Origin of the sequence: Novosphingobium sp. LASN5T (assembly GCF_003856955.1) — a bacterium.
Taxonomy (GTDB): domain Bacteria; phylum Pseudomonadota; class Alphaproteobacteria; order Sphingomonadales; family Sphingomonadaceae; genus Novosphingobium.
In genome coordinates, this window is record NZ_RQSI01000004.1 from 192,298 (window position 1) to 205,453 (window position 13,156).

Consider the following 13,156-nt stretch of genomic DNA (forward strand, 5'->3'; position numbering starts at 1 on the left):
GCGCGTTTGCGCAAGGATGTTACGTAACTTTGTTCGCGCTTCGGTTTCGCCGGGCCGGATTCACGGGATTGATATGAGTCAAAGCAATTCGGCCTTGTCGCCTTAGGGTCCGAATCTGTCGGGAAGGTAGCAACACCCAGATCCGGGAGAGCAGGACAATGACCATGGCGAGTGCGGAAGTGCGGCGGCGGCCGCCCATCCCCGGCACCACCCTTTTCGATGGCGGCATGGCGCGGCGCGGCTTCGCGCTGAATGCAATGTGCTATTCGTTCAACGACGCTGCCAACCGCGAGGCGTTCCGCGCCGACGAGGACGGCTATTGCCGTAAGTTCGCGCTGACGCCCGAACAGCGCAAGGCGGTGGCGGACCGCGATGTGCTGGCGATGATCGAAGCCGGCGGCAACGTCTATTATCTGGCCAAGCTGGCCGGCATCTTCGGCCTCAACGTGCAGGATCTCGGCTCGCTCCAGACCGGAATGAGCCTTGACGATTTCAAGGCGCACCTCGTGGCGCAACGCGCCAAGATCGCGCCCGACATGGTCGTTTCCACCGGTATGGAGAACGCGTGATGGCGGACATCGTCGGCGGCTATTTCACCAGCCACGTGCCGGGCATCGGCGGCGCGATCGTGCGCGGAGACCAGCAGCAGCCCTACTGGAAACCGTTTTTCGATGGCTATCCCCCGATCCGTGCCTGGCTTGCCGAAGCCCAGCCGGACGTGGCCGTGGTGTTCTACAACGATCACGGGCTGAACTTCTTCCTCGACAAGATGCCCACGTTCGCGGTCGGCGCGGCGGCGTCCTACGACAACGCCGACGAAGGCTGGGGCCTGCCGGTGTACAAGAGCTTCACCGGCCACCCCGAGCTGAGCTGGCACATCATCGAGGAACTCGTCGCGTCCGAGTTCGACATCACCACTTGCCAGAAGATGCTGGTCGACCATGCGTTGTCGATCCCCTTCGAGCTGGTCTATCCCGATGCGCCGGCCTGGCCGATCCGGCTGGTGCCGATCGCCATCAATACTGTGCAGTATCCGCTGCCATCGCCGAAACGCTGCCTGGCGCTGGGCCGCGCGGTGGCCAAGGCGCTGCGTTCGTGGACAGGGGCGGAGCGGGTGCTGGTGGTGGGCACGGGCGGCCTTTCGCACCAGCTCGACGGCCCGCGCGCCGGGTTCATGAACCCCGACTACGATCGCTTCTGCCTCGATCATCTCGCGGCCGATCCCGATGCGCTGACGCGCCATTCGGCCGAGGACGTGGCCGAACTGGCCGGTACGCAGGGGGTAGAGATACTCAACTGGATCGCCGCGCGGGGGGCGCTAGGCGATGGTCCGCTGAGCGAAGTCACCCGGAACTACCACATTCCGATCAGCAATACCGCTGCCGCCAGCCTGGTGCTGGAGCCGGCCTGAGCCGCACGCCGGCTCGTCAGGGCCGCCGTCCGTTCGTCCGGGCATCGTCGTCACCTGTGCCACGCCGATGGCGATTTTCCGCCGCTGCTCCCTTCTCCTCGCGGGCGGGGGGCAGCGGTCCAGAGGTTGTCGCGCCGCGGGTGACGCGCCTCGGCGTCGGCGGCTGTGATGCCGCGCACACCCGGCCCGGCGAATCGGTGCGAAAAGAGCCTTCTGGCCTAGCGGTCCGATGGCACCTTGGTGCGATCGTTGCGCGTCTGGGTCATCGCGGAAGCAAAGCTCTCCGCGAAATGCCGCGTGAAATTGTCCTGGGCTTTCAACGAGATGGCCCGGGTGTGGTGGTTTGCCTGCTCTCCCCCACCAAACAGATGGGTGGCTGGCGCCCTGCAATGGTGGTCTGTGTCCGTCACGGTGTTGCAGATCCCCGCCGATCCGCTTCAGTGCTGCGGCCGGCCTTGCTCGTTTCATGGTTTCTTATCCGTTACCGGCCGTAACATCCAAAATGAAATTTGAATTGTACCGACACGACACGGTTAGCACTTTCGTAAAGCGCTATGGCATGGGCCTGGTCCCCTGTCCGTGACAGCGGACACGCTCTAGACACGGGATTAGAATATGACGCTGCGACATTTTGCCGGGATATAGCGGAATGAAACGCGGACATATCGGGACGGGATTTCTGTTTCGGGCCGCATTGTCCAGCCGCGCTGCCGATGACGGGAAGCGACATCATCATTATCGGCGCTGAAGGCAACGACGCGCGGCGAGGACTTGCACCCCTCACATGCGCTCCACAGCCTGTTCGGCTGCGTGCTACGGCCGCAAGGTTCACCGTGTCACGCGCGTCGCAGCCGGCGACATAGGGCTACCGGCCTCAACAAGCAATTCACCGCCTGCGTGCAGTGGCCTTTGAAACGCCCGATAAACGGTCATTCAAGCCCCTTTCAACCTCACCGCCGCCCCACACGCCTCGCAGCCTCGATGATGCTGACGCCGGGGTTGTCCGCCATGTAGGCCATGGCACGCCGATAGGTCTCCGCGTCGCCCGCATGGACGCTATGCCCCTGCGGTATCTTCATCATCGGCACTTCCTCCCATCGCGTCCCGCTGGCTTCGGAAAACGACAGGACCTTGGCCGGCAAATCCACCGTTGCCTCGCTGCACAACCGCTCTTGCGCACCGAACGACGCCAGCGGCCGGCGCAATAGTCCGCTGTCATCCATCCCCTCGAAGGAAATGTGCTTGAGATACCATGCACCGGGCGAGGGATTGTTGTCGCTCGTCGGCGGATAGAGGCTTGCCCTCACTGCCGAATAGAGACCGGCGCGCACCGCCGCCGCGAACTTGTCATAGACATTCCCGATCTGCGCGACGATCTTGCCATTCTGGTAGGCCAGCGACTTGACCCAGCCATAGGCGGGATCGTCCAGCTTCGGCTTTCCGGCAACGATCGGCGCGGGATCGGCAACAGGATTATATGCCGCCACAAGCTGCCGCACGTCGTTGTCCGTGATGGCACTCTGCATACCGGAGGCATGGGTGTAGACCGATCCCGGTGTCAGCGTGATCGTGGCGGTGCGGGTGCTTTCAGGGTTCTGCTTCATATAGTGTACGCTAGTTGTTTAACCCATTCCATGTCCGGCTTGTTGGAGTTCGCCGCAACCTTATTCAGAAATGCCAGCGCGGCGTTTTGCCCGGCCACCAGCTTTGCCAACTGCCCGTTGACTTCATCCAGTTGCGTGTTCGTTTCCTTCAGCGCGGGGTCGGTGGCCTTTTGGGCGTCGGCAATTTGGCTTTTGGCGAGGTTAACGGCCTGCTGCGCACCGTCCAATATGGCAGCGCGGTCGGCCGCGAAGCCGCCGGTGGAACCGAAGACATCCTTGGATACGCTGTTCAGTTGCTGGTAGAGTGACGTCAGCCGGTCGGCCGAACCTTCGACGCCGGCCGCGACATCGGCCTTGGCTGTCTCGATCTGCGCAAGCAGGGCCTTGCGCTGATCGACCGCACTGCCCTCGTATAGGCTCCCGCTGGTCATCTCGGTAATCAGGTCCTGCAACGAACCGACCTGTTCCTTCAGCAGCTTTTCGGAGAGACCGAGCCGTTCCTTGGCGTTGAGCTTTTCGACCTCGACGATATCGAAGCCGTACTTCTGCGCCAGCGACAGCCGATCCTTGGCCGTCTGCTCGAAAGTGCGGAACTCCTTTTCCAGCGCAGCCTGCACACCGCCAAGCGCCAGTTCAAGGTCTTGCACTTTGACCGCTTCGCGTAGGGCGCCGTCGATGTCCTTGGTGGACAGCAGCGCGGCCTGCACCTTCTGGCTGATCCCGCTGATCGCGCCGTCCGCAATGGCGTTGCTGATCGCAACGGCAATGGCCGCCGCCTCGTCCTTGCCGTCATAGATCAGGTCGCCGCCGACGTTGGCCTGTTTCCAGCTCTTGTCGGCAACCTGCGACGAACCGGACGCCGACACACTGATCCAGCCCGAGGAGCGCTTGCCGATCGAGACCGAATAGTTGCCGACGCTCGCGCCCAATTGCTGGGCAATCTGGTTGATCGTCGATTGCAGCCCCGAACCGCTGGTCGCGGCCTGCTGCACCAACTCGTTGTTGTTGCCACCGGAACTGACGCCCGAATTGGTGACGACGGCATAGCCCTTGGTGGTCGATTTGAACGCGCCGCCCAGCAGCCCGCCGACAACGCCGCCAAGGATGGACCCCAATGGCCCCGCAAAGCTGCCCAAGCCCTTCGCGATGCTGGTAAGACCGCCAGCGAGAACCTTTTCGCCCAACTTGCCACCCAGCGCGCCGCCGATGGCGCTGCCGATCGAACCGCCCGTACCCCGATCGCCAAGAATGATGCGGCTGGCCGAAGCGCCCGTGAATGCGCCAGCCAGCGCATTCGGCAAGGCGGTTTCCAGCTTGTTGAACGTCGATTTCAGGCTGTCCGACAGCTTCGCCGGAATGTCGAGGCCCAGCTTACCCAGGAACGAACTCGCCATATCGACAAGGATGTTCCCCGGCGTCTCACCAGCCAGCTTCGCCGTCCGCTTGCCGACAACGGTGATCGGCGCATCGGCAATCGGATTGTCGTTCGCGATCTGCTCGCGCAGTTTGTCGCCAAGGCCGCTGAAAAAGCCCTGCAAGGTCGATGAAACGGCGTTGCCAGCCCCGCCAATGGTGTCGCCCAAAGCGTCCTGAAACGTGCCGACCGCCGAACCGCGCGCCATCTTCCTGCCGACCTCGTTCAAGACTTCGGCGAAGTCGATGACGGCCGCCGTGCCCTTGCCCATTGCGGCGGCCATTTCCGTGCCAGCGGTATCGACCTTGGATTGCCCGCTGGCCTGATCCTCCAGCGCGCGCAGCGTGTCGCCGAACATGCGCTCCACGATCCGCTGCGAAGTCAGGTTCACGTAGGAATTCGCGAACGACGACAGGATATTGTTGACGGAGAAGCGCCCGCGCAGAGCGTCCGCGACCGTCTGGTTCAGCGCGCCGCGCATGTCCTGCACCGCAGTGACATTCGCCTGTATCAAGGCCCGCTGATCGCGCAGCACCAGCGAGCGGCGACGTTCCGCCTCGACGGTTTCAAGAACGACCTGAAGCTGTGCCCGGTTGAGCGGGTCCTGTTCGCGCTGGATGCCGAGAATGGCTTGCAGGGCCTTGGCCTGGTCGTCCTTGCCAGCGGCAAGCAATTCGTCGATCTGCGCGCTTTCCCGCGCCTTCTGGAGATAGTCCTCGAACGGCTTGTTGAGGCTGTCGCGGATGACATCGCCCAACTGCTCGATATCGCTGTTGAGCTTTTCCGAGCCGGGCAGCAAGGGCCGGCGATCGATATCCGACTTGATGTCGCGCAGTTGCAGCAGCGCTGCATTGACCTTGCGAACCTGCGCCGGGGTGTCGGTGAACTGGTCGCGCAGGGCCGAAAGCGCCTTGTCGGTATCCTCACCGAATTCGGCCTGCCGCTGCGCCAGTCGCGCGGCGGCAAGGGCGGACCGGTCAGTCCGCTTCCTGCCGGTCTTCCGTTCGGCTTCAAGCTGTGCCGCTTCGGCCTTGTTCAGCTGCGTCAGGCGCGCCGTGAGCTTGTCGATGTCGGGGATCGTATCCCGCGCCGTTCGGCGCAATTCATCGAAGCCCGCGCGAATGCGCGCCGTTGGATCGGCATTGATGCTGGCAATCGCGCCGGCCGCCTTGATCGTGACAGCGCGCGCAGCCTCCATTTCCTTCGCGATGGAGGCGTTGTTGCCGGCAAGAAGCTGCTCCAGCCCGGCCACGCGATTGCTGGAAACATCGAGCGCAAGCGTGCCTAGTTCGCCGCGCTGGCCCGGACCTTGCGAGCGGATGCTGTCGATCTTCTCCTGCGCAATCGCAGCTTCCAGCATCGCCTGTGTCAGCCGGCGCTGCGCAATCGCGGATTCGAGGCGGGTCTTGATGCCCTGCGCTTCAAGCTGGATGGTCTGAAGCGTGGTCTGGTTGGCCTTGGCCGATTGATCGACGTAATCGGCAATCGCCTTGGTCACTTCCTCGTAGGAAGCCTTGGTGTCGTTGAGGACTTCGGCCAGCGCCCGCTGCTTTACCGACGTGGTGTCGGCTTCCTTGCCGCTGGTGAAGATGGCGTTGGCCAGTGCGGCGGCCAGCGAGACGGCGACGCCGACCGCCACGCCCCAACCGCTGGCCATGAATGAGGCGAAGCGGCCCATTGCACTGCTGCCGCCTTCGCTCGCCTGCGCGACCATGGAAATCGCCGACGAAAGCTGTCCGATCTGCTGTGCCGCGATCGTGGAGAGCTTCGCGCCCGACGCATAGGACGCAAACACGTCCTGAAGCTGGAAACCGACGCTCTGCCATCCGGCGCGGGCCAGCCCAAGGTTCTTGTTGAGCAGATCATGCGCGGCGCTGGTCTGGAAGATGGCCGCCGTGCCGGCCTTGAGATTGTCGTTGGCGAGCCGTTGCGCCGCCGCATATTCGCGCGACGATATTGCGCCGGCACGGAACAGGGTTTCGGCGCGCTGCAATTCCTGATCGAACCGCTGCTGCACCGAAAACATCGGGTCGAGTTCGGCGCGCAGCTGCGCGGCCATCGACGCGTACTGTTCGCCGGCCGCCGCCGCCCGGCCGAACGCCGCCGTATTTTCATTGGCCGCGCTGATGACGCGCGCCAGTCCGGCTGCCGCGCCCTGCGCCGTTTGCGCTACCGCATTGGTGGCGCTGGCCAGTTGCCCCGCCACCGCCGCCGCAGCCTTTTCCGCTTCGGCGACACCGGTTACGCCAGCGCGCATGTCCTTCATCTGACCAACGAAGCCCGGGCCGCCTTCGACCTGAAGCCGGATGCTGGTTACCATCGTGGTCATGGCAAGCTCACTCCAATAAGACAGCCGGCGGATCGTCGCCGGGCGCGATCCTTCATCCCGGCAGGTCTTCCGGCGTCACGCCGATCTTGATGTCATCCAGCAGCGCGGCGACCAGCTGGAGCATTCGGCCGATCGATCCCAGTTCGTGAAGCGCGGTGCCGCGACAGCTGAGGCACATCGCGGTCAACCCAAAGATGGCTTCTTTCGCGTGCTCAAGGCGCTGCGCATTCTCGGCATCCAGCAACTGAACGATCGTGTTGCCGAGTTGGGCCGACGTGTTTCCGGTCGAGGCTTCCATTGCGAACTCCATGGGGTACTTGCTTGGTCAATGCGCCCCCGGCGAGTGGGGTTTCGCCGGGGGCGCGGAAGCGCGGGAAAAGGACCAGAACCGCGCTTCCGGGTATCAGCGACGCGAACAGGAATGCGCCGCCGATCTCGGGATCAGGTCTGGCCGGCTTGTTGCGCGGCGTCCTCGTGCGCGAGGGCGACGGCCAGCATGGCGCGGAATTCCGTCATGGCATTTTCAACCTCACGCTGGGAGGAGCTAGATCGGCCGGCGTCGAACAATTTCTCCGTGTAGTATGCGGACCCGGACAGATCCCACGTTTCGACGGCAACCAACGTATCGCGAGAGAAGCGCGTCGCGCCACCTTCCTTCGCGGACAGCAGGCCCCGCCCTTCGGCGTCGCGAAGACGCGCAATTGCGTCCAGCGGGCGCATGACCAGAGCATGCAGGTGCCCGAAGCGCTCGATGAAAAGGCGGTGCAGATCATCGCGCGCGACCTTGGCGAACTTGAGCCACGCGGCTTGCCGCTTAACAGCCAGAGCGGCGATTTCCTGTTCGATCAGTGCGATTTCATTGCCAAACCCGCTGATCGCCGCCTGTAACGTCGCGATGGTCAGTTGCCGCACATCTTCGTCCTTGCGCGCGGCGCTGACGGTTTCCGTGATAGCGGCGATGTCAGGCCGCTGCTCCGGATCGGCCATCAACGCGGCCACGTGCGTGGCGTCGGGGCCGATGTCCAACGGGCTGGCCTGCTGAAGTTCGGCGACCTGCTGATGCAGCGGTTCGCACCGCTGGTTCAGCGCGGCGATGCGGGAATGGCATCCCGCAATCCGATCGTCGATTTCCTGCACGGCGGCACTGTGGCGCGCCATGTTCACGAATGCGGTAAGGTCATTGCCCAGCGCTGTGGTCATCGTTCAGTCCTTTTTGGGGGGAGGTTGGCTTGAAGAAAATGTCGAGGATTTTGGTTGTCGTGGCCTCGACCGCATCGAAGGGTGCCGAGAGCGCGCGCAACTGTTCCGCCGCGATCTGCGCCGCTTCGCGAAGCGCCACGAGGACGCGAGGTTCGGGAAGGTCGATCGGCGCATAGCCGATGCCTTCGTCGGTCTTGTTCACCAGTCTGGAAACATGCCGACGTGCCATGCGCAGGATGGAAGCACCTTGCACAACGCTTAGCCGGCCCGCGCGGATAGCGGCGATGACGCCCTGTCGTTTGGCATGAAGCAGTGTGTCACTGCCGGTCGGGATCGGCAGGCGTTCGCGGCCGTAGACGTGGCTAAGGATGGTTGCCTTTTCTCGCCCGATCACTTGCGTAAATGGGCTTCGTTCGACATCCATCGGGAAATAGACATCCCGACCGGCAAAGGCATCGACTACGCGCAGGGTGTCGTATGCGCCGATGTGATCGGCCATTTCCGCCAGCAATGGCGGCCAGTACTCATGAACCTTTATATCAGGCGGGATCGGGAGGTCTTCTAGCGTGAGCCGGGAAAGTATGCGCTTGTCCGGCGTCGCTTCGGCCGGCTCGGTCAACGCGCCGTGCGCTTGCGGAGAAAGCTCCGCCTGTTGACCGACACCGTTTGAAACAACCTGCATTGCACACCCCGACTAGAATGCGAGCGGCAATGTCTTCATTGGATGCCAACTCACGGCATCCGGGTTACAGCATCAATAGAACGCAGATTAATGATGGTCGGCGCAATAAGGGGTTCAGTTATCCCCGGTATCGGGGAACATCTCTATTTGGCGTGGGTCCTTCGGGCGCGGAACATGATAGATTTGCGCGTCATCGCAACCCTCATCTTCCTGCTTCACCAGCCGGGAGACTGTATCATGCCGTAGATGCAACATTGCTGCCGCTTGGGCTACAGTCATTCGGCGTGCCCTCGCGGCCGCGATGACGCCTGCGCGCCGCGCGCGGGAAATGGCGAAGCGTGCCGTCGGCAATGTCACCCGATGCAGGCGGAACGCCGCGCAAAGGGCATCCGCCTTGTCCTGGCCGATATCCTCGACAAACGGCGTCTTCGCCGGATCGGCCGGAAAATAGACCTGCTGACCGCCATACTGCTCGCACAGACGCAGAACGTCGCGCGCGCCGATGTAGCCGGCCATCTCGATCATGATCTTGCTCCACCCCTTTCCCGGCTTGATGTCATCGGGAATTGGTGGGGCGGTGAAGGCTGCGTTCTGGATCATGGCAACAGCCCTCACGCATCGAGGACACCGCGCGAATTCGCGCGGTTGCAGATCGGGAGGGCGTCGCTGCCGCCCGATGCCGTCCTAAAAGGGCGTAAAAGGGTGTAAGAGGTGGGGTGTGCGGCATTTCCGGGTTCGGGGTGCCAATATGCCCCAGCGCGTTCTACAGGCGTTCTGTGGTGCCCGGTCATGGCCGCACCCCCGCAAGTAGCGAGGGGATGCAGCCAAGCGCGAAGACGACGGCCGCCAGCGCCGCCGCAAACAGGCTGGCGGCGGCATGGATCGCCAGCACCCGCGCGGCTAAGGCGCTCATCGCCTGTTGCAGGTGTGCCAGATCGCGCATTTGCGGATCGGCGGCGATCCGGACCACGATGTCCGGTTCGTGGTTCGGCCGCATCAGAGCGCACCGAACTGCGGGCTGCGTTCGCGCGCCGCCTGTTCCAGATGGTTCAGCGTCAGGGGCGTTCCGGCGCTGAACGAGGCCATCAGCGCAATCTTGAGCGTGTGCGTGACTTCCCGCAGCGCGCCCGGCATCCTCCCGATCCGGTGCAAAAAATCGCGCTGTTGTTCGTCGGCGATGCCCCACGCATCGAGACAGGCCGCGATATCTTCGGGCGTGGCCGATGCCTGGGAATGGCGCATGGAAAACCGGCTGACCACTTGCGCCAGCGCGCTTGTGCGGCTTTTGGACCGGCCAAGAACCCCACTGTTGCCCAGCAGCGCGACGCCAACCTTGGTGCGATCGTACCAGCCCCGGATTTCGTTGATGGCCTTGTCGGTGAGTTCCTGCGCCTCATCGACGATGATCAGGCCGCTCTTGCCGCGCACGAAGTCCCGCACCTTGCGCGAAAGCTGCTGCGGACTGCCCACCAGTTGGCCAAGGCCGATCGCTTCGGCGACTTCGGCCGACATCGTGCCGACGCCGGCCGTGGCCGGCGACATTGTGGCCAGCCAGACGTTGGGATCGGCACTGGCGAAGCGTTCAGCTGTGATCGTCTTGCCGATGCCGGGATCGGTGACGATCAGCACGAATTCGCCGCTCTGTGCCCAGCGCAGCAGTTCCGTGATGCGGCGCGAGGTGGCCGTATCGTACCATTCGGGAACCATCGGCGAATCGCCGATGATTTCCGTCTGCATGTGCAGACGGTCCCGATAGGCCAGAACCTTGGTGGCGACCTTGGTGTTGTCGCCAGCATAGCTGTCTGACGCAAACAGAGAGAGCGTCGAAGGGCCGGCATCGGTGAACTTGGCAATCTGTGGCCAGCTAAGCTGTGCTTCGGCCTTGTGTTCGATCAGCCAGGCACGCGCTTCCTCGACGCCTGCGGCATAATCCACTACGGTATGCATGTTACGTGTCCTCACTGTAACAGGCCGCATCGGGGTGGCACCCCCGATGTGGCCACCCTTGGACTACTGGACCGTTCCCGGCCCCGTGGTGTTGGCCTTCGCGACAGCGGCGACGCGGCCGGCCAGTTGCGAAACGAGCGTCTCCAACTGCTCGCTGGTCATCAGCACGAACAGTGAGCGGTCACCCTTGCGGATCGCGGTCATCACTTCGCCGTGGATCGCGGAGAACGTGATGCCCTCGCCAGTGCCGCCCGGAGCCTCGAAGACTTCAAGTTCGAGGTCCACCGAGACGTGGTCCAGTTGCCGATCACCGCTCATGCCGAAGCCAGCACTTCCGAGAGGTTCTTGCCGACGACGAACCGTTCCAGCCGCAGGCGCACCACGCGGATCAGGCTGGACACTTCGACGGCTTTGACCTGCTTGTCCTGTTCCTGATCGGAAAAGATGACTTCCAGCGCATTGAGGGCGAACGACACGTCATCAACGACCGTCTCGTTGTCCATATCGGCGGCGCGGATGAATTCGTCCTTGATCTCGATGATGGACTTCGGCGCGTGGTCCACCGGCTTCACCGCATCGCCGCCGATCTCGACCGTGCCGGTTTCGTCGATCATGATGCCGCTGATCTGATCGCGGATCATATCGAGCAGCGCGGCGAAGCTGCGAGGCTCCACGTAAACATGCTGGTGGCCGCTGGTGAGCAGCTTCACCAATCCATCCAGCGCATAGTTCGCGTTGTCTATCAGCTGATAGGAGCGTTCCTTGTTGGTCATTGTATGTTCTCCACGGTTAAAAGGGACTTGAAACGGGGTTGCTACCGGCGTTCAGCCGGCTGTCTGGTTCGCCTCGCGATCGGTGCTGCCGGCCTTGGCCTGCTTGCGCGCGTCCCACGTCTTCAGCGCGCCGATGACCTTCCGGGCCTTCACGTCCGTCAGGAACCGCAGCGCTGAAATATGGAAATGGCCGTCCAGCCACCGGTTCAGCGCCGCTTCCGGCGCGCCATCGGTATTGGCCGCCCACAGATCGCGGATCATGCTGATCTGCGCGGCCGACGCCATGCCGATCCGGTCATGCGGGCTGAACGCCGCTGCGCGCTTGTCGCTCACGAAGCCGAGATAGCGGAAGCGGTCCATCACGCGGGCGAAGCCGCGATCGTCCAGATCGGCCGAGCTTTCCACGCCGCCGTAGTTGCGAAGGATAGCGCGGTAAGCCTCGTCATCGAGACCCAGGGCCTTGCGCGCGATCTGCACGAGCTTGAGCCGCTTAGCGTTCATGGGTGTCGCCGCAGCCCCAACGCCAGCAGGAGTTGAAATGCTCCTGTGTGTTGAAAAAACTTGTCAATGTGACATTCAATAGATTTCGGATTACATAAATATCGTCTTCTTCAAATTCCGACCTTGAGCAAGTTTCGTTGCATATATTAATTACCGATTGAAGGGCGCGTATGCTTTCTTCGAGAAGTGTCATTCCGCTAACATAAGAAACTCGTTCTTTTGTGATGATTGGAGCATCCATGTAAATCTCCACTACCCTAGATTATTGACTTGACGATTTCGGCCGTCACCGGCTCGCCATTGGCGACCATCGCGAGGTCTTCGATAAGGTCGGCCACGCGACGGAAGCTTCGGACCGCGCGCGGACCGGAGAAGCGGCGGACGATCGCAGACACGGCTTCGGCATCGTCGATACCGTGCGCATGGATGAACGCGGCAAGGTCCCCATCGGTCAGGTCCGAATAGCTGAAGCTTTCGATGAAGCGCGCGCGATCGGATACGGCCGCACTGATAACGCTTTGTCCTGATCCGGACGACTTGAGGGAGAATTCCTCGTTGCCGACGAAGATCAGGCCGATCTTGAAGGGCAGATCATTGTCGGCAGCATCATTCCAGTGCCGCAGTTCTTCGATAGCGGTTTTGGTGAGGGTTTGCGCTTCATCGAATATCAGTGTCAGGCGCATCGCTTCCCGGTCGAACCCGTTATAATCCGCCAGCTTCGCGACTTCCTTGCGGAACTGCCTGCCTATCAGATAGGTGTCGGTATATACGTGGCCGTCGATATTGTCGGTCAGGCGACGTACCGCTTCCAATGCATACTGGATGACGATCCGCGACGACGCATTTTCCTTCTTGATCGTGACGACTTCAGCTTCGCCGGGATTAGCGGAGACGAACTCGTTGATTGCGGTGGTCTTGCCGATACCGGGAGGCCCGGAGAAAATGGCAATGCGCTGGGTGTCGTGTACGATCTGCATGCGGGACAGGATCGTCCGCGCGATGGTCGTAGGCAGGAACCCATGTTCAGGCCGCATTGGATTGGTTCCTTTCATAAGCTTCGGTGATGAGGGCGCGGTGCCGCTTCGCCCGTGCCGCCTCGGAAAGTTCTTCCTGTTCGGCCTGTGCGGTGCATCCTTTCGCGTCGGCCAGCTCCTGCACGATGCTGCCTTGTTGGGGTGGACGGCTCCCAACGGCATCGCAATGTGCCAGAGTGAGTGCGTTGCAAGACTCAATCAAGGGAGCCGCCCGTGGAGCAAATTACCCGCATAGGCATGGATACGTCAAAGAACGTTTTT

At 62.4% G+C, this 13,156-nt stretch carries 15 protein-coding genes; 2 read left to right on the plus strand and 13 right to left on the minus strand.

Features of this window, described 5'->3' with window-relative positions:
- Window positions 1-158 precede the first annotated feature (158 nt).
- Window positions 159-569, plus strand: a complete 411-nt coding sequence (locus EH199_RS05285) for a protocatechuate 4,5-dioxygenase subunit alpha (RefSeq protein ID WP_124808221.1) — start codon at window positions 159-161, stop codon at window positions 567-569.
- Complete coding sequence (locus tag EH199_RS05290) at window positions 569-1,411, plus strand: class III extradiol dioxygenase family protein (RefSeq protein ID WP_124808222.1); 843 nt, start codon at window positions 569-571, stop codon at window positions 1,409-1,411. The genes EH199_RS05285 and EH199_RS05290 overlap by 1 nt, the downstream gene beginning before the upstream one ends.
- A 950-nt stretch (window positions 1,412-2,361) precedes the next feature.
- Here EH199_RS05290 and EH199_RS05295 read toward each other — a convergent pair.
- From EH199_RS05295 to EH199_RS24945, 13 genes are all read right to left on the minus strand, one after another.
- Window positions 2,362-3,015 carry a hypothetical protein gene (locus EH199_RS05295; protein WP_124808223.1) on the minus strand — a complete coding sequence of 218 codons (654 nt, stop codon included), beginning with the start codon at window positions 3,013-3,015 and terminating at the stop codon, window positions 2,362-2,364.
- Window positions 3,012-6,758, minus strand: coding sequence for a hypothetical protein (locus EH199_RS05300; protein ID WP_124808224.1), 3,747 nt, complete (start codon window positions 6,756-6,758; stop codon window positions 3,012-3,014). Before EH199_RS05300 ends, EH199_RS05295 begins: the two co-directional genes overlap by 4 nt.
- A 52-nt stretch (window positions 6,759-6,810) precedes the next feature.
- Entirely contained in the window at window positions 6,811-7,068 is a 258-nt protein-coding gene (locus EH199_RS05305) for a hypothetical protein (protein WP_124808225.1), read from the minus strand.
- Window positions 7,069-7,199: 131 nt separating this feature from the next.
- Window positions 7,200-7,958 carry a hypothetical protein gene (locus EH199_RS05310; RefSeq protein WP_124808226.1) on the minus strand — a complete coding sequence of 253 codons (759 nt, stop codon included), beginning with the start codon at window positions 7,956-7,958 and terminating at the stop codon, window positions 7,200-7,202.
- Window positions 7,936-8,640 carry a hypothetical protein gene (locus EH199_RS05315; RefSeq protein WP_124808227.1) on the minus strand — a complete coding sequence of 235 codons (705 nt, stop codon included), beginning with the start codon at window positions 8,638-8,640 and terminating at the stop codon, window positions 7,936-7,938. The genes EH199_RS05310 and EH199_RS05315 overlap by 23 nt, the downstream gene beginning before the upstream one ends.
- Before the next feature lie 114 nt (window positions 8,641-8,754).
- Window positions 8,755-9,240 carry a hypothetical protein gene (locus EH199_RS05320; protein ID WP_124808228.1) on the minus strand — a complete coding sequence of 162 codons (486 nt, stop codon included), beginning with the start codon at window positions 9,238-9,240 and terminating at the stop codon, window positions 8,755-8,757.
- 187 nt (window positions 9,241-9,427) lie between these two features.
- Window positions 9,428-9,637, minus strand: coding sequence for a hypothetical protein (locus tag EH199_RS05325; protein WP_124808229.1), 210 nt, complete (start codon window positions 9,635-9,637; stop codon window positions 9,428-9,430).
- Entirely contained in the window at window positions 9,637-10,587 is a 951-nt protein-coding gene (locus EH199_RS05330; protein ID WP_190287138.1) for an AAA family ATPase, read from the minus strand. The genes EH199_RS05325 and EH199_RS05330 overlap by 1 nt, the downstream gene beginning before the upstream one ends.
- Window positions 10,588-10,650: 63 nt before the next feature.
- A complete protein-coding gene (locus tag EH199_RS05335; protein ID WP_124808231.1) occupies window positions 10,651-10,905 on the minus strand; it encodes a hypothetical protein in 255 nt (84 codons plus the stop codon).
- Entirely contained in the window at window positions 10,902-11,360 is a 459-nt protein-coding gene (locus EH199_RS05340) for a hypothetical protein (RefSeq protein WP_124808232.1), read from the minus strand. The genes EH199_RS05335 and EH199_RS05340 overlap by 4 nt, the downstream gene beginning before the upstream one ends.
- Before the next feature lie 51 nt (window positions 11,361-11,411).
- Entirely contained in the window at window positions 11,412-11,861 is a 450-nt protein-coding gene (locus tag EH199_RS05345; protein ID WP_124808233.1) for a regulatory protein GemA, read from the minus strand.
- A 257-nt stretch (window positions 11,862-12,118) separates the two neighbouring features.
- Window positions 12,119-12,895: an ATP-binding protein gene (locus EH199_RS05350; protein WP_190287139.1), complete on the minus strand. Its 777-nt coding sequence runs from the start codon at window positions 12,893-12,895 to the stop codon at window positions 12,119-12,121.
- Entirely contained in the window at window positions 12,885-13,019 is a 135-nt protein-coding gene (locus tag EH199_RS24945; protein ID WP_255420441.1) for a hypothetical protein, read from the minus strand. Before EH199_RS24945 ends, EH199_RS05350 begins: the two co-directional genes overlap by 11 nt.
- Window positions 13,020-13,156: the final 137 nt, after the last annotated feature.

Excerpts from the sequence above, each read along its gene's own strand:
- EH199_RS05285 (WP_124808221.1), top strand. The coding sequence starts at position 159 with ATGACCATGGCGAGTGCGGAAGTGCGGCGGCGGCCGCCCATCCCCGGC.
- EH199_RS05290 (WP_124808222.1), top strand. The coding sequence starts at position 569 with ATGGCGGACATCGTCGGCGGCTATTTCACCAGCCACGTGCCGGGCATC.
- EH199_RS05295 (WP_124808223.1), bottom strand. The coding sequence starts at position 3,015 with ATGAAGCAGAACCCTGAAAGCACCCGCACCGCCACGATCACGCTGACA.
- EH199_RS05300 (WP_124808224.1), bottom strand. The coding sequence starts at position 6,758 with ATGACCACGATGGTAACCAGCATCCGGCTTCAGGTCGAAGGCGGCCCG.
- EH199_RS05305 (WP_124808225.1), bottom strand. The coding sequence starts at position 7,068 with ATGGAGTTCGCAATGGAAGCCTCGACCGGAAACACGTCGGCCCAACTC.
- EH199_RS05310 (WP_124808226.1), bottom strand. The coding sequence starts at position 7,958 with ATGACCACAGCGCTGGGCAATGACCTTACCGCATTCGTGAACATGGCG.
- EH199_RS05315 (WP_124808227.1), bottom strand. The coding sequence starts at position 8,640 with ATGCAGGTTGTTTCAAACGGTGTCGGTCAACAGGCGGAGCTTTCTCCG.
- EH199_RS05320 (WP_124808228.1), bottom strand. The coding sequence starts at position 9,240 with ATGATCCAGAACGCAGCCTTCACCGCCCCACCAATTCCCGATGACATC.
- EH199_RS05325 (WP_124808229.1), bottom strand. The coding sequence starts at position 9,637 with ATGCGGCCGAACCACGAACCGGACATCGTGGTCCGGATCGCCGCCGAT.
- EH199_RS05330 (WP_190287138.1), bottom strand. The coding sequence starts at position 10,587 with ATGCATACCGTAGTGGATTATGCCGCAGGCGTCGAGGAAGCGCGTGCC.
- EH199_RS05335 (WP_124808231.1), bottom strand. The coding sequence starts at position 10,905 with ATGAGCGGTGATCGGCAACTGGACCACGTCTCGGTGGACCTCGAACTT.
- EH199_RS05340 (WP_124808232.1), bottom strand. The coding sequence starts at position 11,360 with ATGACCAACAAGGAACGCTCCTATCAGCTGATAGACAACGCGAACTAT.
- EH199_RS05345 (WP_124808233.1), bottom strand. The coding sequence starts at position 11,861 with ATGAACGCTAAGCGGCTCAAGCTCGTGCAGATCGCGCGCAAGGCCCTG.
- EH199_RS05350 (WP_190287139.1), bottom strand. The coding sequence starts at position 12,895 with ATGCGGCCTGAACATGGGTTCCTGCCTACGACCATCGCGCGGACGATC.